General features: G+C 60.9%; 26 protein-coding genes and 1 other annotated feature. Of the genes, 14 read left to right on the forward strand and 12 right to left on the reverse strand.

Annotation, left to right across the window (positions count from 1 at the left end):
• The first annotated feature begins 123 nt into the window (after positions 1-123).
• From ABDX79_RS11120 to ABDX79_RS11135, 4 genes are all read left to right on the forward strand, one after another.
• Positions 124-684 carry a hypothetical protein gene (locus tag ABDX79_RS11120; protein ID WP_346220362.1) on the forward strand — a complete coding sequence of 187 codons (561 nt, stop codon included), beginning with the start codon at positions 124-126 and terminating at the stop codon, positions 682-684.
• A gap of 74 nt (positions 685-758) precedes the next feature.
• Positions 759-1,871 (forward strand): DUF4241 domain-containing protein, encoded by a 1,113-nt coding sequence (locus ABDX79_RS11125; protein ID WP_346220363.1) that lies wholly within the window; start codon positions 759-761, stop codon positions 1,869-1,871.
• Entirely contained in the window at positions 1,868-3,277 is a 1,410-nt protein-coding gene (lpdA, locus tag ABDX79_RS11130) for a dihydrolipoyl dehydrogenase (protein WP_346220364.1), read from the forward strand. Before ABDX79_RS11125 ends, lpdA begins: the two co-directional genes overlap by 4 nt.
• A 172-nt stretch (positions 3,278-3,449) precedes the next feature.
• Positions 3,450-4,199, forward strand: coding sequence for a 5'-nucleotidase, lipoprotein e(P4) family (locus ABDX79_RS11135; RefSeq protein WP_346220365.1), 750 nt, complete (start codon positions 3,450-3,452; stop codon positions 4,197-4,199).
• A 173-nt stretch (positions 4,200-4,372) separates the two neighbouring features.
• Here the strand turns inward: ABDX79_RS11135 and ABDX79_RS11140 are convergent, their stop codons facing one another.
• From ABDX79_RS11140 to ABDX79_RS11155, 4 genes are all read right to left on the reverse strand, one after another.
• Positions 4,373-4,837, reverse strand: a complete 465-nt coding sequence (locus ABDX79_RS11140; RefSeq protein ID WP_346220366.1) for a DUF2948 family protein — start codon at positions 4,835-4,837, stop codon at positions 4,373-4,375.
• Between the two features lie 112 nt (positions 4,838-4,949).
• Entirely contained in the window at positions 4,950-5,927 is a 978-nt protein-coding gene (locus tag ABDX79_RS11145; protein ID WP_346220367.1) for a glycosyltransferase family 2 protein, read from the reverse strand.
• A gap of 108 nt (positions 5,928-6,035) precedes the next feature.
• Positions 6,036-6,887 (reverse strand): universal stress protein, encoded by an 852-nt coding sequence (locus ABDX79_RS11150; RefSeq protein WP_346220368.1) that lies wholly within the window; start codon positions 6,885-6,887, stop codon positions 6,036-6,038.
• 78 nt (positions 6,888-6,965) lie between these two features.
• Entirely contained in the window at positions 6,966-8,450 is a 1,485-nt protein-coding gene (locus ABDX79_RS11155) for a SulP family inorganic anion transporter (protein WP_346220369.1), read from the reverse strand.
• Between the two features lie 104 nt (positions 8,451-8,554).
• Positions 8,555-8,610 (reverse strand) — a sequence feature (sul1 is cis-regulatory element that is thought to sense ions involved in sulfur or methionine metabolism; They are found in Alphaproteobacteria).
• A gap of 152 nt (positions 8,611-8,762) precedes the next feature.
• On the opposite strand from ABDX79_RS11155, the gene pdeM reads away from it, so the two are divergent.
• Positions 8,763-9,476 carry a ligase-associated DNA damage response endonuclease PdeM gene (pdeM, locus tag ABDX79_RS11160; protein ID WP_346220370.1) on the forward strand — a complete coding sequence of 238 codons (714 nt, stop codon included), beginning with the start codon at positions 8,763-8,765 and terminating at the stop codon, positions 9,474-9,476.
• A gap of 66 nt (positions 9,477-9,542) precedes the next feature.
• Here the strand turns inward: pdeM and ABDX79_RS11165 are convergent, their stop codons facing one another.
• Entirely contained in the window at positions 9,543-10,442 is a 900-nt protein-coding gene (locus ABDX79_RS11165; protein WP_346220371.1) for a patatin-like phospholipase family protein, read from the reverse strand.
• A 176-nt stretch (positions 10,443-10,618) separates the two neighbouring features.
• Positions 10,619-11,803, reverse strand: coding sequence for an acetyl-CoA C-acetyltransferase (locus ABDX79_RS11170; RefSeq protein ID WP_346220372.1), 1,185 nt, complete (start codon positions 11,801-11,803; stop codon positions 10,619-10,621).
• A 302-nt stretch (positions 11,804-12,105) separates the two neighbouring features.
• Here ABDX79_RS11170 and phaR point away from each other — a divergent pair, with 302 nt between their 5' ends.
• Positions 12,106-12,684, forward strand: a complete 579-nt coding sequence (gene phaR, locus ABDX79_RS11175; RefSeq protein WP_346220373.1) for a polyhydroxyalkanoate synthesis repressor PhaR — start codon at positions 12,106-12,108, stop codon at positions 12,682-12,684.
• 73 nt (positions 12,685-12,757) lie between these two features.
• Here the strand turns inward: phaR and ABDX79_RS11180 are convergent, their stop codons facing one another.
• From ABDX79_RS11180 to ABDX79_RS11190, 3 genes are all read right to left on the reverse strand, one after another.
• A complete protein-coding gene (locus ABDX79_RS11180) occupies positions 12,758-13,831 on the reverse strand; it encodes an NAD(P)H-dependent flavin oxidoreductase (RefSeq protein ID WP_346220374.1) in 1,074 nt (357 codons plus the stop codon).
• Between the two features lie 187 nt (positions 13,832-14,018).
• Positions 14,019-14,198: a 50S ribosomal protein L32 gene (rpmF, locus tag ABDX79_RS11185; protein WP_346220375.1), complete on the reverse strand. Its 180-nt coding sequence runs from the start codon at positions 14,196-14,198 to the stop codon at positions 14,019-14,021.
• A 265-nt stretch (positions 14,199-14,463) separates the two neighbouring features.
• Entirely contained in the window at positions 14,464-15,147 is a 684-nt protein-coding gene (locus ABDX79_RS11190) for a biosynthetic peptidoglycan transglycosylase (protein WP_346220376.1), read from the reverse strand.
• A gap of 188 nt (positions 15,148-15,335) precedes the next feature.
• Here ABDX79_RS11190 and ABDX79_RS11195 point away from each other — a divergent pair, with 188 nt between their 5' ends.
• The 3 genes from ABDX79_RS11195 (at position 15,336) to ABDX79_RS11205 (ending at position 18,324) form a co-directional block, all read left to right on the forward strand.
• Complete coding sequence (locus ABDX79_RS11195; RefSeq protein ID WP_346220377.1) at positions 15,336-16,226, forward strand: polyprenyl synthetase family protein; 891 nt, start codon at positions 15,336-15,338, stop codon at positions 16,224-16,226.
• 105 nt (positions 16,227-16,331) lie between these two features.
• Complete coding sequence (locus ABDX79_RS11200; RefSeq protein WP_346220549.1) at positions 16,332-17,300, forward strand: bile acid:sodium symporter family protein; 969 nt, start codon at positions 16,332-16,334, stop codon at positions 17,298-17,300.
• Positions 17,301-17,415: 115 nt separating this feature from the next.
• Positions 17,416-18,324, forward strand: a complete 909-nt coding sequence (locus tag ABDX79_RS11205) for a universal stress protein (RefSeq protein ID WP_346220378.1) — start codon at positions 17,416-17,418, stop codon at positions 18,322-18,324.
• Between the two features lie 14 nt (positions 18,325-18,338).
• Here the strand turns inward: ABDX79_RS11205 and ABDX79_RS11210 are convergent, their stop codons facing one another.
• From ABDX79_RS11210 to ispG, 3 genes are all read right to left on the reverse strand, one after another.
• Positions 18,339-19,367 carry a lytic transglycosylase domain-containing protein gene (locus ABDX79_RS11210; protein WP_346220379.1) on the reverse strand — a complete coding sequence of 343 codons (1,029 nt, stop codon included), beginning with the start codon at positions 19,365-19,367 and terminating at the stop codon, positions 18,339-18,341.
• 139 nt (positions 19,368-19,506) lie between these two features.
• Positions 19,507-19,983 (reverse strand): hemerythrin domain-containing protein, encoded by a 477-nt coding sequence (locus tag ABDX79_RS11215; protein WP_346220380.1) that lies wholly within the window; start codon positions 19,981-19,983, stop codon positions 19,507-19,509.
• A gap of 22 nt (positions 19,984-20,005) precedes the next feature.
• Positions 20,006-21,274 carry a flavodoxin-dependent (E)-4-hydroxy-3-methylbut-2-enyl-diphosphate synthase gene (ispG, locus tag ABDX79_RS11220; RefSeq protein ID WP_346220381.1) on the reverse strand — a complete coding sequence of 423 codons (1,269 nt, stop codon included), beginning with the start codon at positions 21,272-21,274 and terminating at the stop codon, positions 20,006-20,008.
• 159 nt (positions 21,275-21,433) lie between these two features.
• Here ispG and ABDX79_RS11225 point away from each other — a divergent pair, with 159 nt between their 5' ends.
• The 5 genes from ABDX79_RS11225 to ABDX79_RS11245 all read left to right on the forward strand — a co-directional run bounded on the left by ABDX79_RS11225 (position 21,434) and on the right by ABDX79_RS11245 (position 25,479).
• Complete coding sequence (locus ABDX79_RS11225; protein ID WP_346220382.1) at positions 21,434-21,607, forward strand: DUF3309 family protein; 174 nt, start codon at positions 21,434-21,436, stop codon at positions 21,605-21,607.
• A 204-nt stretch (positions 21,608-21,811) separates the two neighbouring features.
• Positions 21,812-22,474 (forward strand): outer-membrane lipoprotein carrier protein LolA, encoded by a 663-nt coding sequence (locus ABDX79_RS11230; RefSeq protein ID WP_463671160.1) that lies wholly within the window; start codon positions 21,812-21,814, stop codon positions 22,472-22,474.
• A 213-nt stretch (positions 22,475-22,687) separates the two neighbouring features.
• Entirely contained in the window at positions 22,688-23,641 is a 954-nt protein-coding gene (locus ABDX79_RS11235) for an outer membrane beta-barrel protein (RefSeq protein ID WP_346220383.1), read from the forward strand.
• A 363-nt stretch (positions 23,642-24,004) separates the two neighbouring features.
• Positions 24,005-24,475: a GNAT family N-acetyltransferase gene (locus tag ABDX79_RS11240; RefSeq protein WP_346220384.1), complete on the forward strand. Its 471-nt coding sequence runs from the start codon at positions 24,005-24,007 to the stop codon at positions 24,473-24,475.
• A 302-nt stretch (positions 24,476-24,777) separates the two neighbouring features.
• Positions 24,778-25,479, forward strand: coding sequence for a GGDEF domain-containing protein (locus tag ABDX79_RS11245; protein WP_346220385.1), 702 nt, complete (start codon positions 24,778-24,780; stop codon positions 25,477-25,479).
• Positions 25,480-25,550 lie beyond the last annotated feature (71 nt).

Genomic DNA, 25,550 nt, shown 5'->3' on the forward strand with positions numbered 1-25,550 from the left:
CTCGATCGTTCGCGGCTGAAACTGGCCTGGGCTGCGTGACGGACAAGCAAAGGGTAATGTGTTGACCTGCGTCATGATCGTCACCGGTAGATCTCGCGGTATCGGCGCAAGGGCCATTCTGCGATGACACCGCGGTCCTCTCTGCTCACCTGCGGCCTACTGCTCCTGACGACGGGCCTGATCTCCCCCGCTGTTGCAAACGGTCAGAACCTGCCGGCCGCGGATAGCGAAATTTCGATCGACGGTGCGGCGGCAGACGGACCCGCCCCATATCTCGACGACCGCTCGACGCCTGTCTCGCTGATTACCTCACTCTACAACGCCATCGACAGGCAAGAATATCTACGGGCCTGGAGCTATTTCTCCGAGGAGTCCGGCAGGCCCGGCTTCACGAAGTTCGAAGAGGGCTACGAGACGACCGGCGGGGTGAAGCTGAAGCTCGGCGATACCATCAGCGACGGTGCGGCGGGCTCGATCTATACGTCAGTGCCGACGGTGATCGAGGCGACTGGCACCGACGGATCCGTGCGGGTCTTTTCCGGCTGCTACGTCACGCGCTTCGTCGAGCCGGCCAATCAGGCGACACCGCCCTTCGTACCTCTGCAGATTTCCAGGGCGAAGCTACGGCCCGCTCACACCAAGTTCGACGAGACATCCGGGGATTGCCCGGGCGGCGGTGAATGATGCGGCCGTCCCTGTTGGCCGGTTTCATGGTCCTCACTGGATTGGCCTTGCCGAGCGTAAGTGAGGCAATCGACATGACGAAACTCTCCTCCAACACCAGGATTTTTTCGCTCTCTGCTGACGCGCTGAAGGAGCGCGGCCTGACGACGGAGACGATCGGCGATCTCATGCTGCCGGACGGTCGGGTCGTCGCCATGGACCCGCTGGTCCAGCCGGACGCTTTGCCCCAGAGCCGACGTGTGAAGCCGGGCAGCTATCCGGTCAGCATCGTTGTCGGAACGCCGAAATATTCGAGTGCAGCGCTCTTGGTGATCCGCTTCGCCGAAGGCGTTCCCGATCGCTTCGCAATGGGCGTTCCCGAAGGACGATCGGCGGAGGGGCTGAAGGATGACGAGTATTACGGTGTGCCCGTCGACGCCGGTCTCGCGGCTTTCGCCAACACCGCCTTTGCGGCAGACATTGAGAAGCGCGAGGCTGAAGAAATCGCCCGCATCGGGGACGATTACTCGAACTATTACGACGACGTCCTCGCGGCGCAGTTCCCCGGCACGACCAGTTCGGAATTCGGCCTTCACAAGCCATTGCCTGAAGGAACGGGCGCGGCCGCGATTTCCCAGTCTGGCTGGGGCGACGGCTTTTATCCGGTGATCTGGGGCCTCGACGCAAACGGCACGCCGATGCTCGCCTATATCGACTTTCAGGTGATCGAGAACGCCGACAATTCTTCCGATCCTGAGGTGGCAAAGGAAAAGCGTCTCGCCTCGATGGGTGAGGCGGAAAAGGACGCCAACCGCGCGGCCTATGCGGCCCTCAAGGCAGACGATGGCAAGGCGTTTGCCGATATTCTTGAACAGGGTTTGGTCGGCCCCAAGAGTGAGGTCATAGAGAGTGGCGGAAGTTTCGTCTTCGAGGCGATCCGCTTGGACAAACCCGAGATCCTTTCGGTGATGCTTGCTGGCGGATTGACCGACGAACTCTCGCCTTTTGACAACGTTCTCGGCGAGGAAGGTGGCTATGCGGCCTACGCGAAGCGACTGCAGTCGAACACCGACGCGCGTGCGACACCTGATTCAAAGCCACTCCCTGCCCGTTCGCCTGAGCTGATGAGGCTCGTGGAAGAGCTTGCAAAACGAGGCGTCGGTGATACGCAGACGCCAGTTTCCGACAATGCGAAGGATGAAGAATGACCTACGATCTCGTCGTCATCGGCTCGGGCCCCGGCGGCTATGTGTGCGCCATCAAAGCGGCTCAGCTCGGTATGAAGGTCGCTTGCGTCGAAAAGCGCAAGACCTACGGCGGCACCTGCCTCAACGTCGGCTGTATCCCGTCCAAGGCGTTGCTGCATGCCTCCGAGCGCTTCCACGAGGCGGGACATGATTACGCTTCGCTTGGCATCAAGGTCTCGCCGGAGCTCGATCTCTCCGCAATGCTCGGCCACAAGGATAAGACGGTGAAGGCGAATGTCGACGGGATCGCCTACCTCTTCAAGAAGAACAAGGTCGATGGCTTCATCGGTACCGGCTCGATCGAGGCAAAGGGCAAGGTGAAGGTCGAGAAGGACGATGGTTCTTCGGAGACGCTGGAAGCCAAGAACATCGTCATTGCCACCGGTTCGGAAGTCGCCGGCATTCCTGGCGTCGATCTCACCTTCGATACCGATACCATCGTTTCGTCGGACTGGGCCATCGCGCTCGAAAAGGTGCCGGAGCACATGGTCATCGTCGGCGGTGGCGTGATCGGCCTGGAGCTTGGCTCCGTGTGGTCGCGGCTCGGCGCAAAGGTGACCGTCGTCGAATATCTCGACAAGGTTCTCGGTCCCATGGATGCGGAGATCTCGACCGCCTTCCAGAAGCTGCTCGTCAAGCAGGGCTTCGAGTTCAAGCTCGGCGCGAAGGTGACCGGCGTTCAGAAGCAGGATGGCGGCGGCGCATCCGTCACGTTCGAGCCGGCCAAGGGTGGAGAGAGCGAGACGCTGAACGCCGACGTCGTGCTGGTGGCCACCGGCCGCAAGCCCTACACTGCAAATCTCGGACTTGAGAATGCCGGCGTGAAGTCGGATGATCGCGGCCGGGTCGAGATCGACGACCACTTCAAGACCAATGTCGACGGCATCTATGCGATCGGCGACGTGGTTCGCGGTGCAATGCTCGCCCATAAGGCCGAGGACGAGGGCGTGGCACTCGCGGAACTGCTCGCCGGCCAGTCCGCCCATATCAACTACGATGCGATCCCGTCGGTGGTCTACACGTCGCCCGAGGTTGCTTCGGTCGGCAAGACTGAGGAAGAGCTGAAGAAAGCGGGTATCGAATACAAGGTCGGCAAGTTTCCGTTCCTCGCCAATGGCCGTGCGCGGGCCATGCTCGCGACCGATGGCTTCGTGAAGATGCTGGTGGATGCAAAGACCGACAAGCTGCTCGGCTGTCACATCCTCGGTGCCTCCGCAGGTGATCTCATCGCGGAAGCTGCGCTTGTCATGGAATATGGCGGTGCGTCGGAAGACGTGGCGCTTACCAGCCACGCCCATCCTTCGCTCTCGGAAGCGATGCGCGAAGCGGCGATGGCGGCGGCCTACGGCAAGCCCATCCACATCTGATCGAGACCTGATCCGCCGAGGCGGATGCGGCATGCGATCCCTTTCGAAGACCGTCGAACCTGAACGTTCGGCGGTCTTTGTCGTTGCGGGATCAGGGCGTTGCTCGGTTGATTGACAAGACAATCAACCAAAACCTAGGTTCGGCGACATCAGCAACTGTCCGGGAATTCCAATGATCCGTTTCGCCGCTCTCACCGCCCTCTGCCTCGCAGCCACAGGTGCCGCCGCGCAGGATGCCGACTGCTCCGTGGCTGAATTCACCGCCGGTCTCAAATTCCAGCAGAAATCCGCAGAGGTCGCCGCGCTTCAGTTGCAGGCCTACAGTCTTGCGACCCTGCGGCTCGACTCTGCGGTGGAAGGGGCCGACGACCCGGCGAAGCTCGCCGTCGTGACCGATCTCGACGAGACGGTCATCGACAATACGGCTCTCCTCGCCCGCGACCTGAAGAACTGCCATCGCTACGACAACTGGGACACATGGCGGCACTGGGAGCGCGAGGGAAAACCGACGCTCATTCCCGGCGCGAAGGCCTTTCTCGATCATGCGGACAAGCTGGGCGTGACGATCGCCTATATCTCGGACCGGACCGACGACCAGAAGGCGTTCACGCTCGAAACCCTCAAGGGCCTCGGTCTGCCGCAGGTCAGTGCCGAAACGGTTCAACTGCTCGGGCCGGACAAGACGGAACGCCGTGCGAATGTCTCCAAGGACCACGAGATCGTGCTTCTCCTCGGCGACTCGCTTCCCGATTTCGATGGTGGCTTCGGTGAAGGCTCGGTGGCGGAGCGCCGGCAGCTGGTCGAACAGAAGGCGTCCGAATTCGGCGACAAATGGATCGTCTTCCCGAACGCGGCCTATGGCTCGTGGCGCAAGGCGGAACTCAATGCCTGGGGCGCGGAACAGAAGCTCGAAGAATACTGACCGGCGTTGATCAGACCGTGGGGCTTATGCCCCACGGTCTTCTGAATATGACCTGCCACGCCGATCGCCATCAGAAATCCGCTTGATCGCTTCGCAATGACGGATTTCCTGAAATCACGCAGGCGCCGCATGGGGCTTTGATACGCAGCCCGGCTGAACGGCTGTGCACCGTATCAGACGTTCTGGTCTGTCCGGTCGTGATCCGGTTTCGCCTGGGTTTCCCAAGCGGCGCCCGCGTCGGCGAGCTGTGCTTCCACGACCTCCACCTCGAGCCGGATCGTCGCGCCACCCGCGAAAACCAGATCGACATGGCCTGACGGCGCTTCCGTTTCCGAGAAGCGGATCGCCAGCAGGACGAGGACCTGATCCTCGCTCGCTGTTTCGAGACCCTGGCGGCGGACACTCGTCACGCGGTCGAAATGGAGAGCCGATCTCCGCCGTTCATATTTCGGCGCGGAGAAGACGCTGAACTTGCGCTTCTGCGCCGTCTCCCAGGCAAAGCGGTTCATCTCGACGGCAAACTGCTTCTCGGCCTTGCGGTAGTGGCAATCGCCCAGCCGGACGATCGCGTCCTGACAGTGGGCCGAAAAAATTTCGAGATCGTCGTTATCGACGGCAAGCAGGCGGAGGCGGTCCATGGGCATCGCGGCGTTTCGGGTCGTCCGATTGAAAGGGGACCGCGTGTTCGCGGCATACCCGATATAGGTCGGCTGGGCCGCGTTCAAACCCACGGAGTGCGGCTCGATTGCCTCAGTTTTTCTCAGGCTGACGATATTGTTCGGCAACCTGGCCGAATTCGGCGAGAAAACGCCCGGCCGCCACCTGGACATGATAGATTCCGATGGCCGGTGAGCGGGTCTTCAACGCCAGGATCACTGAGCGTAGCGGAGAGACGGCAAGCAAAGCGAGATTGCGCGCATGGCGTTTCAGGCGATTCTTGCCGCCCTGACCATGCCGTCGCTCGATGATCGCCGATATCGCGCCGTTTCGTACCGATCGCGCATTGATCCACGAGGCCTCTGTGCGCCGCGCCGGCATGGTTTCCATGACATTGGCTTCGGCACACCAGCCGAAGCTGAAGCCTCTGGCCTTGCAGCGCGTGTAAAAGTCTGCATCGCCGCCGCCGATGAAATTGAAGGTCGTATCGAGCCATTCCGGACCCATCGCCTCCAGCACGCGGCGCCGGATCGCGACATTGCCGGAGGAATAGAGGATCGGCACCCGTCCAGTCGTCTTGTAGTGGGGCGTGAAGACCGGATGCTTCGACCAGCGCCGTCCGGTTTCGTCCTCGAAAACGGGGAGCTGGGGCGCACCCACCAGATCCGCATCAAGCGCGTTGCTTGCGGTGATCAGCCGATCGAGCCAGTGTGGCGAAGCGAGCTCATCATCGTCGATGATGAGAAGGTGCGAGAAGGTCTGGTAATGGTGGAGAGCGGTCTCGATGCCGGCGTTGTAGGCCGAGCAGTTGCCGCGCTCATGGGCGATGATCGCAATGCCGGCCTGCTCGCCGTGAGCCTTCAACCATTCGGTCGCCGCCGCCAGACCCTGAAGGCCTTCGTCATCGTTTTCCATGACGATGATTGCGAAGCGTTTGTCGGTTGCCTGGGCCGCCAGCGAATCGAGCGTTTGAACGACGTGCTCCGGCCGACGAAAGGTTGGCAGGATGACGACAGCATCGACGGGATGTTCGCCCCGATTGAGGTGTCGGACGGAGATATTCGGGTTCATCACGCTTAGTGCCAGCCGGACGGGTTCATCGATCGAACCGAAGCTAGCGGTGAGTGATGAACATTCCTTGCCTGATCCAAACTGCCTTCAGGCGCCGTTTCCGAACGCTTAACGGAAGAGCAGGACCGGGCGCTTGCACTTGCGTACGATCTCATTCGCGACGGATCCGACGAAGAAGGCGCGCAGCCGTGAATGCCCGGATGCGCCCACCACGACGAGGTCGATGTCCTCTCGGTCGCATTCCTCGACGATCGCGTCCTCGACATCGCCCTTCAGGGTGCGGCATCGGGCAGTGAGGCCAGCCGCTTTCAGGTCCTCGCAGACGCGATCGAGTTCCGGGTCGGACGCATTGCTGGTGGCCTTAACGACCTCGATATCCGTCCCCTTGAGAAGCGGAGACGAACGAATGAAATCGAGTGCCTTCAGAATGCTCTGTCCGCCGTCATAGGCGACGAGCACCTTTTCGACGGGGCGAAAGGCGCGGGCGGCGATCAGCACCGGAACCTTCGCCCGCCGCATGATCCGCTCCACATTCGAGCCCAGATGCAGGCTTGCGAAATCGGCCGCGTCTCCGCGCTTGCCGATGACGACAAGATCGCAGCCCGGCTCGCGTTTTTCGATCGCTTCGAGGAGATCGCCGAGAACCAGCTCGTTCTTCACTTTCTCGACACCCTGACCGCGCAGGCGTTCCGCCGCATCCGAAAGGATCAGGCGACCACGCTTGCGGGCAAGCTTTGCGCGCTTCTCGTCGTGCTCAGCGAGCTCCTTCAAGAGCTCGTCGCGCTCTCCGAGATCGAGATTGCCGGACAGATCTGCCGGTGCCGAGCCGATATCGCGGCGGCCGATGACGTGGATGACTTCGACATCGGCGGACAATTGCCGCGCCGCGAACTCGGTATTGTCCACAACGCTCTCGGTATAATGCTGAGAGCCGTCGACGAGCGCCAGGATCTTGGCCACGTTGCTTCCCCTTCGTTTCTGACGGCAGCGCGTTCGGCTGCCTGTCCGCTTCTGTGGTCGGACCGTGGATCGAGTGTGTCAGTGGGCGTTCATACGTTCAAGGGCATCGGGCTTGTCGGCAATGCCGAGCCGCCCGACAAGCGTTCGGCTCGCTTCGTTCATGCCCACAAGTTCGACCTCCGTGCCTTCGCGCCGGAATTTCAGGACCGCACGGTCCAGAGCGCCGACGCCCGACAGATCCCAGATGTGAGACTCCGAAACATCGATAGTCACCTTGTCCACATCCTCGCGAAAATCGAAGGCCTCGCCGAAGTCACCGGTCGAAGCGAAAAAGATCTGGCCGAGCACCTTGTAGGTGCGATGCCGTCCGTCCTCGGAAAGATCGCTCTCGATGTAGAACAGCTGGGCGACCTTCGAGGCGAAGAAAATGCCGGAGAGAAGAACGCCTGCGATGACGCCGATCGCGAGGTTATGGGTCCAGACAACCGTGATGACCGTCACCAGCATGACGATCGAGGAGCGTCGCGGATGGGTCTTGAGGTTGAGGATCGATTCCCAGGAAAAGGTTCCGATCGAGACCATGATCATGATCGCCACGAGCGCGGCCATCGGGATCACCGCGACCCAATCGCCGAGGACGACGATGAGAAAGAGAAGCGAGACACCGGCGAAGAAACAGGAAAGCCGGGTACGACCGCCAGATTTCACGTTGATAACCGACTGGCCGATCATCGCGCAGCCCGCCATGCCGCCGAAAAAGCCGGTGACCGTGTTTGCGATACCCTGACCGATACATTCGCGGTTCTTGTCGGACGGCGTGTCGGTCAGATCGTCGACGACTTGCGCCGTCATCAGCGATTCGAGAAGACCGACGACGGCGATGCCCAGCGAATAGGGCAGGATGATCTGAAGAGTCTCCAGCGTCAGCGGAATATCGGGGATCAGGAAGATCGGCAGCGAGTCAGGCAGTTCGCCCATATCGCCGACGGTTCTCAGATCGAGGCCGAAGAACAGGGCGATGGCCGTCACAACGACGATCGCGACGAGCGGAGACGGAATGACCGTCGTCAATCTCGGCAGGAGATAGATGATCGCCAGTCCCAGCGCGACCATCACATAGGTGAGGCTCGGAACGCCGACGAGCTCGGGAATCTGCGCCATGAAAATGAGGATTGCCAAGGCATTCACGAAGCCGGTCATCACGGAACGGGACACGAACCGCATGGCATCGCCGAGCTTCAACGCACCCGCGACGAGCTGGAGAAGGCCGGCAAGCACGGTCGCTGCGAAGAGATATTGCAACCCATGATCGGCGACGAGCGTGATCATCAGCACGGCCGTTGCGGCCGTCGCGGCGGAGATCATGCCGGGTCGGCCACCGAATATCGCCGTCAGGCAGGCGATCGAGAACGAGGCATAGAGCCCCACCTTCGGATCGACGCCGGCGATGATCGAGAACGCGATCGCTTCCGGGATAAGGGCGAGGGCGACGACAAGTCCGGAGAGGAGGTCGCCGCGGATGTTGCCGAGCCATTCGGCTCTGAGGTTTTGGGTCGAGAACATGAGCTCCAGACGAATATCGGATCGTCGCTCGCGTTATATCGCTGGCGTCTCGCCTGCGTTCGCGCTCGTTTACCATGCGGTGCGTCCGCTGGATGCGACGATGAGATGGGCCGGGGGATAGGCGCCCGGCATAGCCACCCGCGAAAAGAGCGGGTCCATGTTGCGCTGCACTCTTGACCTATTGTCGCTGCGGAATCAACCCGCGACGATCGGACTCGTCTTCATGGCTGCGTTGTGCGCTTGCCTTTGGTCCCCCAAATCCGCAAAAGAACGGAACGAGAAAACGCGATAACCGAACGGCGGCGGTTACCCATGAGTGCTTTGGCGCGGCGGATGCGGCAGGATGAGTGTGAGCGGCTGGACGCCGAAATCGCGGGCGAGGCCGTGCAGCTGGACCCGGCCGGCGTGCTGTTCCTGCCAGACGAGCGGACGCTGATCGTCTCCGATCTTCACATCGAGAAGGGTGCGGCCTTTGCCCGTCGGGGCATGATGCTGCCGCCCTACGACACCGGTCTGACCCTGCTTTTGTTGGAAAAAGTCCTGAAACGCGTGGACCCTCGCCGCGTCGTCTGTCTCGGCGACTCCTTCCACGATCGCAAGGGCGCAGCCCTTTTGCCGGACATCTACCGCGACGGGCTCGCGAAGCTTATGACGGGGCGCGACTGGGTCTGGATCAGCGGCAATCACGATCCCGAGCCGCCCGCCGACCTTGGCGGAACGTGCTGTGGTGAATTGGCGATTGGCGCGCTGAGATTGCGCCATGAACCGGCAAATGCGCCGTCTCATGGCGAGATCGCCGGCCATCTCCATCCCGTCGCAAAGGTGAAGGGGCCGGGCAGGGCCGTGCGCGGCTCATGCTTCGTCGGCGATGGTTCTCGGCTGATTCTGCCGAGCTTCGGTGTGACCACAGGCGGACTGAACGTACTCGATCGTGCCTTTTCCGACATGTTCGATCCGGCTCGCGCCAAGGCTTTCGTCACGGGGATGCGGAAGATCTATCCGATCTCGTTCGGATCGCTCTGCTGATAAGCTATCGAGAGCGGAAGAAACAGAAACCTGCCGCGAGGCGGGCTCCAGCGTCCTGCATTCAGATCAACCGACGTTTTCCGGTCCGGAAAACAGGCCTGCGTCGTTTCCGGCCAGGAATTTGCGCGCATCATGCCTGCCCGCTTCCCAGGTGTCGTGGAGCTTTTGCCGATCGGTGAAATCGATCTTGTCAGCCGGGACTTCCTCCGACGGCTGCACGTAAAGCCGACGTTCGGTTTGCGGCAGGTTTCGAAAGCGCCGGGTGAGAAGGATGAGCGTGCGTCCCGTGTCGTTCGTCGGCAGCGGTGCCTTCGACGTCATGCCGCCATCGACCACCTTCTTGCCCTCCCAGCCTTCGACTTTGAAGACCGGCGGAATGACGGCGGCGGCGCAGATCAGATCGACGAGTTTTCCTTGTCTTGCCGCCTCGCGAGCATCGACGAGGCTGCTGTCGGCACCAAGCGTTGCCGGCCATTCCACATGCGGCGTCGAACGAATGGACAGATCGAGAAGATAGGCGGCCATCATCGGGAAGGTCGACCATTTCGGGAGGGTCTCGGTCGGCGGATGGGCGATCAGCACCTCGAATTGAGGGCCGTCGATGATCGACTGGACGGCGTCATCGTCGATCACAGCCGAGACGACCTCCCTGTAGATCCGCTGATGCGGGGTGAGGCCATCGCTATCGGCCTCGTCCATTGAGGTGCTGATATTGAAGTCTCTGTCGAGAAATGCCTCGCCCATGGTTTCCAGCAGCTTCAATTCGCGTCGCGCGATGAAGCAGGCTGCGGACATTGCGCCGCCGGACGCGCCGGTGACTCGCTTTGGTTCGAGATTCAGCGGACGGCGCACTTCCTCACAAAAGCCGCCATGCCAGAAGCACCGTGTCCCGCCGCCGGAAAAGACGAGCTGTTCGAATGGCTCAATTTTGGCGCTGTTGACGATGGATGTCGCGTGCTCGGACATCAGGGTCTCCCGTTTCTGGCTGTCTTTCGCACTTTCACAATTAAAAACCCTCGCCATGCGGCGAGGGTCCTTTCGTTTCAGTCATTCTGCAACCCGGTGCGCAGTTCGGTCACCAAAGGCGCGATAGGCACGTGGACCGACATGCCTCCGAGAAACTGCAACCGGACGCAATCAGATCAGAGCCGCTCGACGCACATCGCAACGCCCATGCCGCCGCCGATGCAAAGGGTCGCGAGACCCTTCTTTGCGTTCCGGCGCTGCATTTCGAAGAGGAGCGTATTGAAGATGCGGTTGCCGGATGCGCCGACCGGGTGACCGATCGCGATCGCGCCGCCGTTGACGTTGACGATTTCCGGATCCCAGCCGAGATCCTTGTTGACCGCGCAGGCCTGCGCCGCGAAGGCTTCGTTCGCCTCAACGAGATCGAGGTCCTCGGGCTTCCAGCCGGCTTTTTCCAGAGCCTTGCGGCTCGCCGGGATTGGGCCGGTTCCCATGATGGACGGATCGACACCCGCAGTCGCCCAGGAGACGATGCGCACCATCGGCGTGATGCCGCGCCGTTCCGCCTCGGACTCCGTCATGAGAACGACGGCCGCGCCGCCGTCATTGATGCCGGATGCATTCGCTGCCGTCACCGATCCTTCCTTGTCGAAGGCCGGCTTCAGCTTGGCGATGCCTTCAGCGGTCACGCCGTATTTGATGTACTCGTCGTCGGCCACCACGGTGTCTTCCTTCCGGCCCTTGACCGTGAAGGGAACGATCTCGTCCTTGAAGCGGCCGGCTTTTTGAGCGGCTTCCGCCTTGTTCTGGGATTTCGCGGCGAACTCGTCCTGCATTTCGCGGGTGATCTGCCACTGGTTCGCGACGTTCTCCGCCGTGTTGCCCATGTGATAGCCGTTGAACGCGTCCAGCAGGCCATCTTTCAGCATGGTGTCGACCAGCTTGAGGTCGCCCATCTTCTGGCCTTTGCGCAGGTGCTGGGCGTGCGGCGCGAGAGACATGGACTCCTGTCCGCCCGCGACGATGATCTTGGCGTCACCGAGGGCGATCTGCTGCATGCCGATGGCAACGGTGCGCAGACCCGATCCGCAGAGCTGGTTGAGGCCCCAGGCGGTCGTCTCCTTCGGGCAGCCGGCAGCCATGGCAGCCTGACGCGCGGGGTTCTGCCCCTGTGCGGCGGTCAGGATCTGGCCCATGATGACCTCATCCACCTCATTGGGGTCGACCTTGGCCCGCGCAAGCGCTTCCTTGATCGCGGCGGCTCCCAGCTCGTGAGCCGGAATGCTCGAAAGACCGCCGTTGAAGGCGCCGACAGCGGTCCGGGCCGCGCCGGCGATGACGATGGATTCGGTGTTGCTCATGCTCTTCTCCCCAGTGATTTTGAAGCCTGTCGCCGACACGTCTGACTGAGAATCGCTCGCGACAAACCGTGCTTTTCACCGGTAATTTGATAGCCGACGGCCGCAAGTCAAATGATGCGCCGCTCTCGGCGATCGACTATGTGCGGCGCACCACTCGCATTCGACTTTCGTTTCAAATCGATAATGAGCGATATGGTTTGGAAAGCGGTGCGAAATGTGCCACTCCTTAATGCAGCGCAGCGAAAATCCTGACCGCGGTTTGGATATGCGGATCAAAAATCTGTCTTTGGGGGCACGAAGGCATGGCGAAAAAGTCCGATGTGACCATCATCAAAAAATACGCCAATCGGCGCCTTTATAACACCGGAACGAGCCAGTACGTCACGCTTGAGAATCTGGCGCAGATGATCAAGCTCAACGAGGAATTCGTCGTTCAGGACGCCAAGACCGGAGACGACATTACGCATTCGGTGCTCACCCAGATCATCTTCGAGCAGGAGTCGAAGACCGGCCAGGCCATGATGCCGACCACATTTCTGCGCCAGCTCATCCGCTTTTACGGTGACCAGATGCAGATGGTCGTTCCAAGTTATCTCGAGCAGTCCATGTCCGCTCTGTCGCGCGAGCAGGAGCGGTTTCGCGAGACCATGACCAGCGCCGTCGGAAAGACACCGATGGAGATGATGGAAGCCCAGGTCAGGACGAACACGGAGATGTTCCGAAAGGCTATGGCGATGTTCAACCCCTTCATGGCCAATGCCGGGACCGGGTTGACGGCCATCGAGAGTGGCGAGCGTCCGGAAAATGAACTCGAATCGATGCGAACGCAGCTGGCGGCCATGCAGGAAAAGATCGACCGTCTGACCGAGGACAAGAGCTGACGGCTGTTAAGCCCGGCACGTCATGGGGAGGGCAAGCCATTGAGCTCGAAGGCCAAATCCCCGACCTGTCCTGTCACCTGAAAAATGCGTCGACCTCGCCCGCGATTTCAGTGAGGATCTCGCCTGCGGGTCTGGCCGATGCCAGACGGGCCGATTGCCCGGCCCAGGCCTGCATTCTGTCGATATCCTGCTTGTCCGCTGCGTCCGAGCGCATCCTGGCGGTAAGGCCGCGTTGCACGGGGTAGGGCGCTGGCTCTGGGAGCGCGCCGCTTTCGATCGCCTCGACATAGCGATTTTTGACCGCGCGGCCCAAACGCCCGGAAAAGCCGCGCGTCAGCGCCGTCTCCGTCGCCGAGGTGGTCGCGAGTGCATCGGCCCATGCGGGGTTGAGACCTGCTTCAGGCGTGCGCAGAAAGCCCGTCCCGATCTGCACCGCCGAAGTGCCAAGCGTCAGCGCCGCGATCGCGGTTCTGGCGTCCGCAATGCCGCCAGCCGCAACGACCGGACAGGCAACTGCATCGACGATCGCCGGCAGAAGGGCGAGCGCGCCAACGGCCTGAAATTCGGCTCTTGCGGGATCGAAGCTGCCACGGTGACCGCCCGCTTCCGCCCCTTGTGCGACAATTACGTCTGCCCCTGCGTCTTCCGCTTGCCGTGCTTCATCGACGCCTGTCACCGTTGCGAACCAGAGAATGCCCGCCTCTCTCATGGTGCTGACGATCGTCTGGGAGGGGATCCCCATGATCGTCGAGAATCCTGTGGGCCTGGCCGCCAGGATGGCTTCGCACTGAGCGTCGAAATCCTGGATCGCGGCATCGCCGGCATTATCAGGAACGCTGGGCCCCCACGCCGAGAGCGCTTCGCATAAACGGGCCTCGTGGTGCTCGTCACGTTGGGGTTTCGGGTCCGGAACCCAAAGATTGATGATGTAGGGTCCGTCGGAACCGGCCCGGAAATCATCGGCCCATTTCGCGATTTGCTCGGCGCTGAGAAGGAGCGCTCCGCAGGCACCGATTCCCCCGGCATTGGCGACGGCGATCGAGAGCGCCGGCGGGCATGCGCCAGCCATCGGGGCGAGGCCGATGCAGGTCTTCGCTCCCGTCAGCGCCTTGAAGGCATCGGTTTTTGTCAGGATTTCGCGGCGCATGGCATTCCCGTTCCGGTCTCGTCTGTTGACGCGAAACGTATTGCGCTCGGTTCTTTTGCCAACTGAGACAAAGGACGAGGTCAAACAATCGCTGACGGGTTTTTAGCGGAGCCTAAGATTGTAAACGCGAAAAGCCCGGCTACCGTTTCCGGTGCCGGGCGCTTTCATGCGGACGGGTCGGGACTGATTAGTCCTTGACCGTCATGATCTGACGACCGCGATACATGCCGGTCTTCAGATCGATGTGGTGAGGACGGCGAAGCTCTCCCGAATTCTTGTCTTCGATGTAGGTCGGGTTCTTCAGCGCATCCGCCGAACGGCGCATTCCGCGCTTTGCCGGGGAGGTTTTTCTTTTCGGTACGGCCATAATTCGCTCCGCTCAGTATCGGCCGTCCAGCGGGACGCAGCCCGCCACTTGTCTCGACCGAGGATGTCGTTCAACTTGTTGCCGTCGGCCCGAAGCGGGCCTTTCGGCATCCCCTATGATAAAAGCAGGAGGCTTCGCAACTCGTATGCGAACGAACCAGCTTCACCATGACGGGAAATCTCGAACGTCGCCATATCAAACCTCGCGGCATTTGCAAAGGGTTTGTCCGGCCCATGGCGAAACTGGCGGGCAGGCGGTTTACCGCTCAGTTCTCGGTCTTCACGCAGCCGACATAGTCTCCTGACGCGCGTGCGAGACGCTGCACACGGTCTGCCAGTGCATTCATCCGCCGGGTGGGATCGGCGGGGTTGCGTCCGGCGGGGTTCGGTAATGTCACGGTGAGAAGGGCGGCCTGCCGTGCCGTGAGATCGGCGGCAGAGCGTCCGAAATAGTGCTGGCTGGCTGCCTCGATGCCGTAGACCCCGACGTCCCACTCGGCAATGTTCAGATAGAGTTCGAGGATTCGCTCTTTCGATGCCACCAGATTGAGATAGAGCGCCAGGGGAAGCTCGATGGCTTTCCTCACATATGATCGGCCGTTCCAGAGAAACAGATTCTTGACCGTCTGCATGGGGATCGTCGAGGCGCCGCGCGTTTCTTCCCCATCCAGGAATTCATCGACGACCGATTTCATCTCGCCCCAGTCGACGCCGTCGTGGCGGCAGAACTGGCCGTCCTCCGACATGATCACGGAATAGCGCATGACCGGCGCGATGTCTTCGAGGTCGACCCAGTCCCGCAGATAGGGACGAAAGGTGAAGTGGTCGTGCAGGATCAGCGTGGACACCGGATGGATCGCCGGGATCGTATAGATCGGCACGAGGATGATCGGCAGCACGGCCAGAAACAGCACGACAACCGAAACGGCGATGATGATCTTGCGCAGCATCTGGAGCGAACGGGCTTTCTGGCGGATCGAAACGAAGGCGGTGGCGGTTTCCAGAGCTTCGGTTTAGACGGCAGGATGGGAGACGGCAACGCTGCTCCTGCAGCCTGACCTGCTTCCGGGGCCGCTCAATGGCGAGAAAGCCACGATCCTCCCCGGGACCAAAACGATGACCGGAAGGGACGCCGCAAATGTTCGAGCAGAGCCTGGCACAAACCGCTGACAGGGTGGAAGAACGGCTGAGCGAGATCCTGTCCGGCGGTAAAGGCCATTCGGCGGGCGCTCCGGACCGGCTTTTGGCCGCGATGCGCCATGGTGCGCTTGGCGGCGGGAAGAGGCTTCGCCCCTTCCTTGTCATCGAGAGTGCGCGGCTCTTTGGGGCCGAAGGCGATTGCGTTCTCGATATCGCGTGCGCTCTGGAAGCGATCCATTGTTATTCGCTGGTCCACGACGATCTGCCGGCGATGGACGACGACGATCTGCGCCGTGGCCAGCCGACGGTCCATAAGGCTTACGACGATGCGACGGCGATTCTTGCCGGCGACAGTTTGCTGACGCTGGCCTTCGGACTGGTCGCCGGCGCGGGCGGTATTCCGGCGGAGGCGCGTATTGAGATCGTGGCCCTCCTGTCCTCCGATGCGGGCGTTGCGGGAATGGCCGGCGGTCAGGCGCTCGACCTTGCTGCCGAGCAACGCGCGTTGAGCGAGGACGAGATCGCGCGCATGCAGGCGATGAAGACCGGCGCGCTGATCGCCTTTGCCTGCGAGGGCGGCGCCATAGCGGCGTCCGCCTCGGCCGAAGACCGGAAGCGGTTGCGGCGATTCGGCGAGACGATCGGGCTCGCCTTTCAGCTCGCGGACGACCTTCTCGACGAGACGGCGGATGCCGCGCAGCTCGGCAAGGCTGCCGGCAAGGACCGTGCGCGCGGCAAGAAGACGCTTCCGGCGCTGAACGGCATCGACTGGACGCGCGCGCGGTTGGCGGAACTCGTCGCCGAGGCCGAGGCCGAACTCGCGCCCTTCGGCGCGAAGGCGGACGTGTTGTTGGAAGCGGCCCGTTTCATCGCCAATCGCGATCGGTAGACGCGGTTGTCCCGCGCGATGGGATCGCTGGTTTGACCTCGAAGTCTTGCTGCGCAAGAAGACGGCAACCTGCCTCCGATTCCATCATGATACGGCTTTCCCATGCTGCTTGCCCTCGGCAATTTCTCCGCTTTCATTGGACGTACCTTCGCGCTCTGGACGATTCTCTTCGCCGTTCTCGGCTTCTTCATGCCGGGCGTGTTTTCCTATTTCGTCCCGTGGATCGTCCCGCTGCTCGGCGTCATCATGTTCGGCATGGGCCTGACGATCTCGTTCGATGATCTGAAGGAAGTGGTCAGACGACCGTTCGATGTCTGTCTCGCGGTGGTGCTGCAATTCGTGATCATGCCGCTGACGGCTCTCGTGCTGACGCTGCTGATTCCCATGTCTCCAGAAGTCGCAGCCGGCGTGATCCTCGTGGGCTGCTGCCCGGGCGGCACCTCGTCCAATGTGATGACCTATCTCGCAAAAGGCGATGTCGCGCTTTCGGTCGCCTGCACATCGGTCTCGACCCTGCTCGCGCCGATCCTGACGCCATTTCTCGTCTATATCTTCGCGAGCCAATATCTGCCGGTGGATGCCGGTGCGATGTTCGTGTCGATCCTGAAGATCGTTCTCGTGCCCGTCGTTCTGGGCATCCTGTGCCAGCGCTTCTTCGGCAAGGCTGTCCGCGCGGCGGTTTCCATTCTGCCGCTCGTCAGCGTCGCGGGCATCGTCCTCATCATCGCAGCCGTCGTCGCGGTGAACCAGGAACGGATCGCGACCAGCGGGCTGGAGATCCTCGCTGTGGTCGCGCTGCACAACCTTATCGGCCTGGTGCTGGGCTATATGGCAGCGCGCGCGTTCTCTGTGCCCGAGCGCAAGGCCAAGACGATTTCCCTGGAGGTCGGGCTGCAGAATTCCGGGCTCGGTGCCGCGCTGGCGACAGCCCATTTTTCACCGCTTGCGGCCGTGCCGAGTGCTATCTTTTCCGTCTGGCACAATATCTCGGGTGCCATCGCGGCGAATTATTTCGCCGGATGGGACCACGGCGAATCGTCTGATCGCGGGGGGGCGCGAACACCCGGCAGATAAATTCGGCCGGTTTTTTTGCCTGCATCGTAAAGTCTGCTTAAGGTCTTGATGTGGATCAAGAGGCAGGGTCTCCGACGGCGCTAGAATGGGGCCGTTCCAACAAGGAGATCGTGTCATGAGCAGCGTGCATAAAGATCTTTCGACCTCTCAACAGAACCCGGTTCCGTCGGCCAATCGAGGAGGATTTCTCGCTGATGTCGCGGTGATCACCGACGGGTCGGACAGCGATGCGGCGGCACTTTCTTTGGCCGAGACGGTCGTGAGCGCGAGTGGAGCCCATCTGGCCGCGCTTTATTTGAACTATGTCCAACTCGGCGCGATTCCGATGGGGCCGGGATCTTCGCTTCTTATGGAGAAGCTCCGCGAAAACGGTCATGCCGCGGGCGATGCTGTCGAGGCGGCACTGCGCACGCGTCTCGAAGTGCAGGGCGACTCCTTCGAGTTGCGACGTTCCGAGGGTGAGATTGGCGATCTTGTTGCTGCGGCGGTCCGCATGGCCGGTGCCAGCGATGTGGTCGTCGTCTCGGGCAGGAACGCGTTTCTCCAGCCCGGACGGAGTGTGATCGAAGCACTTCTCTTTAAAGCGGGCGCACCGGTGCTGATTGCCCCGGACGAGGCGAAGGCTTCGCCGGATCCCACCACGTTTCCGGGCACAGTCGTCGTCGGCTGGCGCGATACGCCGGAATGCGCGCGTGCCATCAGTGGCGGGCTCCCCTTCCTCAAGCGTGCCAAATCCGTGATCCTCGTCAATGTCGCCGAATCAAATGCCGACGAGGAAAAGCACCGCGAACCCATGGCCGATGCCGCCCGCCATCTTTCAAGGCATGGTGTCTCGGTGGAAATCCGTCACATCGCCGGATGGAAGAAACCGGCAGATGCCTTGATCAATGAAGCAAAGATGGTGGGGGCGGATATGATAATTCTCGGCGCCTACGGCCACTCACGTGTCTTCGAGGCCGTGTTCGGTGGGGTCACGCGTGAATTCCTCGAAAACACGCCACTTCCTGTCCTGTTCTCGCGCTGAACGTCGATCGACGGTCAGTTCTTGACCACGATACATGACCCGCCACGCTGGCGAAGCTGGCCGCAGACGCGGCTGGCTTCGTCCCGGCTGTCGGCACCGATCCGCACCGCATAGATGCGGGCTGCGCCGCCGGCGCGCGATCTCACGACCATGGGTGCCTTGCTTCCGACGACCGAGCCGAACTGCGAGCGCACGCGGCCGAACATCTTCATGGCGACGGACCGATTGGTATGACCCGCAACCTGGACGCCCCAGGGCTGGCTGCGAACCGCGGGCGTATCCGTCGAGGCGAAGACGGCGCGGGTTTTCATGATGGGAAGATTCGCGCAGGACTCCATGAAGGTCAGCTCCTTGTCGAGCGGTCGCTTCTCCACATCACGGCCGGTCTCGAGGAACCATTCGATCGGTCGGTAGGTGATCGCATTGACATATTCGACGGTCTCATAGGGCAGGGCGCCTTGGGCGCCGCCCGCGATCCAGCCCTTCATGCGATTGATACCGCCGTTATAGGCCGCTGCGGCGAGACCCCAATTGCCCAATTCGTTCTTGAGGTCGCGCAGATAGTGGGCGGAATGGCGTATGGCGGCTTCAAAATCGTAGGGATCGGCAAGACCGCGCTCTTTCGCGGTGTAGGGCATGAATTGCGCAATACCCTGCGCCCCGACGGGCGAGACCGCGCCCACATCGAAGCGACTTTCCTTCCAGATCAGCCGGGCGAAGAAATCCCGGTTCATCATCACCGCGTCGGCATTGTCCGCGATGACGCTGCAGATCTGCCGGGTCGTCGGGCTTTTGGCTTTTTCCGAGGTCTGCTTCGGCTCGGAAGGCGCTTTGTCGGATTTGGGCTTCGGTGGACCCTCCGGCTTCACGACAATCGCGACGTCGTTTTTGTTCGCCTCTGCATTGGGCTGAGCTTCGACAGCGGGGCGGTCGCCCGAGGATTGGACGGCTTTCGAATCGTCCTCGTTCGCGGCGAAACCATTCGCCGTAAGACCAAGGCTCAGGGCTACTCCGAGACCGATTGAGATCGTATATAGCCGCACGAGACGTGGACCCCTGATCGTCATTTCAAAACAGACTGTTATGGCATGGCGTCGCGGAATTTACGGCGGGGCGCAATGCCCGAAACCGACAGCTCCGCGACGTTCATTTGTCCGCGAACCATGGTTCGCGGGTTGATCGTCAATGTTCGAGGCTCTCGTCGGCCTTCTCGTCGACGAGATCGCGCTCTGCCTTTTTTCGCTTGGCGAACGCGTCCGCGAAGCTCTGCGTCTCTTTGTCGTCGAACACCTTGCGAGCCTTGGCAAAGATGTCCTCTTCTTCCTCACTGATGTGATGCTCGTAGTCGTGGCGCAGCTTCTTGAAGGTCTGCAGCCATTGCGGCGAGCTCATATCCGAAGCGTCGAGTTCCTCCATCATATCGTCGAGCTCCTTGTGCTCGGCGACGGAATGACGCGCATCGTCCTGACCGTCCGGATCCGCCATCAGCTTTGAATAGAAGGTTTCCTCTTCGGCCGCTGCATGGGATTTCACGTCGTAATAGAACTCGTGCCACGCCTTCTGGCGCTTATCGCTCGCGCCTTCCGTGTCGCCGATCGTGGCGAGAAGCTCGCGGTGCTTGTCGTGATCGGTCTTGATGCGCTCGTAAATGTCCGGCATCGGATCCTCCTGGCCTGGATGACTATTCGGCGGCGTCGCGCTCCCGTCCGGAGCCGAAGCGCTTTTCGATATAGTCCGTGACCATCACCTGGAAATCGGCTGCAATGTTTGGTCCCCTAAGGGTCGCCGCTTTCTTGCCGTCGATAAAGATCGGCGCGGCCGGCTGCTCACCCGTGCCGGGCAGGGAGATGCCGATATCGGCATGCTTGGACTCGCCCGGACCGTTCACGATGCAGCCCATCACGGCGACGTTGAGCTGCTCGACGCCGGGATATTTCTCGCGCCAGATCGGCATGTTCTCGCGGATGTCGCTCTGGATCTTCTCGGCAAGCTCCTGAAACACCGTCGAGGTCGTGCGCCCGCAGCCGGGGCACGCGGCGACGACAGGCAGGAACTGGCGAAATCCCATGGTCTGGAGAAGTTCCTGTGCCACCTGAACTTCGCGGGTCCGGTCCCCGTTCGGCTCGGGCGTCAGCGAGACGCGGATCGTGTCGCCGATGCCTTCCTGCAGGAGAATGCCCATGGCGGCCGAAGAAGCGACGATACCCTTCGAGCCCATGCCGGCCTCGGTGAGGCCCAGATGGAGGCACCGGTCGGTGCGGCGCGAAAGATCGCGATAGACCGCGATCAGGTCCTGCACGTTGGAGACCTTCGCCGAAAGGATGATCCGCTCGCGGGGCAGGCCGATCTCCTCGGCGAGTTCCGCCGACAGGAGAGCCGACTGGATGATGGCTTCGCGGGTCACGGCCCTCGCCGATTTCGGCTCGGGCAGATCGTTGTTGGCGTCCATCAGCTTCGTAAGAAGTTCCTGATCGAGCGAACCCCAGTTGACGCCGATCCGCACCGGCTTGTCGTAGCGGATCGCCATCTCGATGATCTCGCCGAACTGCTTGTCCTTCTTCGTCTTGAAGCCGACATTGCCGGGATTGATCCGGTATTTGCCGAGCGCCTCCGCGCAGGCGGGATGATCGGCGAGCAGCTTGTGGCCGATATAGTGGAAATCGCCGACGAGGGGCACGTCGACGCCGAGCCGGTCGAGCCGTTCACGAACCTTCGGAACAGCCGCAGCCGCCTCGTCGCGATCGACGGTGATACGCACGATCTCGGAGCCCGCGCGGTGAAGTGCCGCGACCTGGGCGACCGTCGCATCGATATCGGCGGTGTCCGTGTTCGTCATCGACTGCACGACGACGGGGGCGTTTCCGCCCACCATGACGCCGCCCACGTCGACACCGACGGTTTTACGGCGATCGAGCGGGCCGGCCAGTGGTCCCTCGAGTGGAGGCGTCATGTCATCCATGGTTGCAGTGCTCTTCTCGTTCATATCTTGAAGCGGACGTGGGCTGTCTTCCTGAGCTTGTCAATTGACCTTAGCCCGATGGCGCTCATGTGACACGACTTATAAAGCCGCACCTTTCGGTCGGCGCCAATGCGAAGTGGATCAAGAGAAATGGAAGTCGGTATCGGTCCGATTGTCGTCGTCATAGCGTTCCTGGTCATGATCATGGCCGTTCCGATCTGGCCATGGGCGAGACCCTTCGGCTACCGCCCGACGATCATCCTGGGGATCGTCTTCATGATGATCGCCGTCTTTGTGGCAATCGGCGGGTTCGGTTCGTTCTGATGGCGACCAGCTGATCGTCTTCGGTATTCAAAAGCCGGTGTTCAGCTCCCCTTCATGATGAAAACGTCATGTCCGAAGACATGGCAATGCCCTAATGTTGCGAACATATGGGACGCGAAACAACAAGGTTCGTGCGAGGTCCCTGATCCTTTTAAGGCCACGGACCGGACGACCTTGGACAAGCAGACGGTAATGGCGAACATGATGAAAACTTCCAAGTTTGCAGAAAAAGCAAAAGCGTTCGGCGGTCGCACAGCGCTTTCACTGATGTTGGCGCTCGGCGTGGCGGCTCCGACTGTCACCGCGATGAGCGGGCCGGCATTTGCCCAGAGCAGTGCAGCGGCCCAGCGGATCGCGGACCACTTCTCCGCCATTCCCTCCATGCACGGGGACTTCGTGCAGTTCGATCCGAATGGCCGGCAGAGCGAAGGCAAGTTCTACATCGAAAAGCCCGGCAAGGTGCGTTTCGACTACGCTTCGCAACCCTTGCGGGTGATTGCCGACGGGACAACCGTCGCGATCAACAACAAGAAGCTGAACACGTGGGATACCTATCCGCTGTCTCAGACTCCGCTGAAGCTGTTGCTCGACCGCCGGATCAACCTGTCGTCGGCGAACATCCGCAGCGTTCGGGAAGAGCCGGACCTGACGACGATCGTCATGGGTGACCGTTCGGTGTTCGGCAATTCGACCATCACGATGATGTTCGATCCCAAGACCAGTGATCTCAAGCAGTGGACGATCCGCGACAAGCAGGGCCGTGACACGACGGTAATGATCTACAACGTGAAAGAAGGCGGGGACATCCAGAACTCTGCTTTCAAGATTCCGTACACGGCGATCCAGCAAGGGCAGACCGGAAACTAGGCCCTTTTCGCGTTCTTGGTCTTTTCCGAGGCCCCGAAGGCGCGGACCTACTCCTGCAGTCAATCCGGACATGAAAGTAGGGTGCTTCGGCGCCCTCTTTTTTGAGAGGTCGTTAACCGAGTAACCTCGCGTTAACCGTTTCGATTTACCGTCTTCGTTAAGGCTAATGGTCACGCGGGGTGGCCGATATGCCGTTGACGCGGGGAAATCGCTATGAAGAAATATCTCTTGGCCACCGTCGCGGCGCTTGGTGCCCTGACGACGGTGGCATTTTCGGCCCATGCAGCAGACTTGATCGAAGAGCCGATCTACGTCGAGCCACCGATCGTTCACCAGCCGGAGCCGATCGCGACGGGCGGATGGTACCTGCGCGGCGACGTCGGCTATCGTTTCAGCGACACGACGCGTGGTCGCTACAGCACGTACGAAAGCAGCGTGCTTTCGCACGACTTTTTCTACAACTCGTATGATTACAACGAGATCACGCTGGACGAGAGCGTGGTTGTCGGCGGCGGTATCGGTTATCGCTTCAACGACTTTGCCCGCGTCGATCTGACGGCTGACTATTTCAGCAACGATCTTCGGGGCACGTCCAATTGCGCGCCGTTCAAGGTTGCATCCTATGAATGCCGCTACGATGACAAGGCCGACGCCGACGTTTGGGTTCTGATGGCGAATGCCTATGCGGACCTCGGCACCTATGGCGGCATCACGCCCTATGTCGGTGGTGGCCTCGGTTTTGCCCACGTCTCCTACGGTGAGATGAAGAACAGGTACGATTGCGCCCCCCACCTCGCGAGCTTCTGCGGCGAAACCTACACGCATGCCGGCAAGGACAGCTGGCGGTTCGCTTACGGTCTGACGGCCGGTGCCAGCTACGACATCACCGCCAACCTGAAATTCGATGCGGGCTACAAGTGGACCCACGTCAACGGTGGCGATGCGTTCGGCTTCGATTCCGATGACATTGCGCTCGGCGCTACGGGTACGCAGGGTTACGATAACGGCTTCGACATCCACACCATCCGGGCCGGCCTGCGCTATGAGTTCGGTGGAAGCGGTTTTGGCAAGGGCAAGGGCCCGGCGATCGCACAGCCGGTGTATGCGGAGCCTGCTCCGATCTATTCCGAGCCTGCGCCGATCTACGACGATGTCGTCTACAAGTAAGTTTGATCTAACGCACTGACCCCCGCGCCCCGGCCAGAAATGGCCGGGGTTTTTTTGCCTGGGCCTCGCTCGCTTCCGGCCTTCAGCCCCTGCCTGCCATGGGAGTTGGGTTCGATCTCGCCCCGGTAACGGCGGTCAAAGATGCGTCTCAGCCGCGCGTGCGGCCCATGGCAGTCTCCCGCGGTCCAGCGGTTGAAATCCGGAACCCTCCTGTGGGAAGCAGGGCGACATCGATCTTACGCATGACGCCGAAAGCCGCAGGCCTTTCGGATCAAGTCACGCGGAAACAAGGACGTAGAGCGGAACCTCAATTCCGGGTTATGGCAGTCCGCGCTACCGACACTCGTGACGAAGAAAGCGGACATGACACAACTGACCCTTCGCCCGAACCGACCTTTCGACCTGACGCCTCTCGCGCGCCTTCTTTCCAATGAAGCCGATCTCGCACTGGTCAATCCGAACGCCAAATATCCGTTCGATCCGCTCGAGTGGCAGGAAAAATGGCTGAACGAGCCGGACGACGCATCGTTCTATCTTGTGGATGAAACCGGCCGCGATGTGGGTTTCTTCGCCCTGCGTGTCGGGATCGGGCCCGAGGTCCGTCATCTCGTCTATGTCTTCATCGAGGAAGAGTCGCGCGGTGGGGCCGGCAAGGAGCTGGCAGCCTATGCCGAGAATGCCGCGCGGGAGCTCGGCGCCATCTCCATCACCCTCAAGGTGGAGCTAGACAACGAGCCGGCGATGAAGGTCTACGAGGCTGCCGGATACGAGGAGCTGGGACGATCCAACGGTATGGCGACGATGCGCCGTGATTGGGGCCCTGACTTTAGCTAAATTTTCGCAATGGACGCATTTTTTCGTGCATTCGATCTAAGCTGTTGAAATCGAAAATACGAAATCGAACTTATAATAACAATTGTTCTCGTTATTATTGGTCTTTCGACTGTTCGGATAAACGAGGTGTGATCAATTGCGGGTCGGCGGGAAACCTGCCGTTAAGACCTTATGCTTAACTGATTGAATGAAAGAAAGTTAAGCTTCGGCTGGCCATTTCGCATATGACCCTATCGCGTTCCTACATTTCCGGATGGATCTGCATAACGACTGCTTCATTCGCAGCGATAAGTCTTGTTGCGTTGATCGTCCTCGGATATCCGCTTCTGGTCTATCTCGATGACAATCAGCGCCTGTTCGCAGCGGGGGCTGCGGCTCTCTCCACGATCGCCATGGTCTCGACGCTCGGTATCATCGCGTTCTGGATTCTGCCCTCCATGCGGCGCGAGAACAAGGAACGGGGGCAGCTCCAGTCTCTGACGGGGGTGTTGGAGCGGCGATCGCAGGATCTGGAGACTGCCGCACTGACCGATGCGCTGACCGGCATGCACAATCGGCGGTTCTTCGACGAGGCGATGCGGCATTATCTCGAAGAGTTCGCCAAGATTGGCCGGCCGCTGGGTTTCATGCTTCTCGATCTCGACCATTTCAAATCGATCAACGATACCCACGGGCATGATGTCGGCGATCAGGTTCTCAAGACGGTCGCCAACTGTCTCTTCGAGTTCACGCGCCATCACGACATCGTCGCGCGGCTGGGCGGGGAAGAATTCGCCGTCGTCGCGCCGAACATGGGGAAATCCGATTGCGCTGCCTTTGCGGAACGTATCCGCGAGGCAATCGGCAAGCTCGTGATCAGGACGGGGAGTGCAAATCTGCGTGTCACGGTTTCGATCGGCGTCGCAGTATCCCAGCGCGATGACGACATCGGACAGTTCTACAAGCGCGCCGATATCAATCTCTATCACGCCAAACATACGGGCCGAAATCGGGTCTGCGCCTGACCTTCGAACGCCGAATCGTTTATCGTTACAGCGGCATTCGCGAACAGCGGTGCTTTCCTCTATAGAGGCGT

Origin of the sequence: Fulvimarina fulva, assembly GCF_039652615.1 — a bacterium.
GTDB lineage: Bacteria > Pseudomonadota > Alphaproteobacteria > Rhizobiales > Rhizobiaceae > Fulvimarina.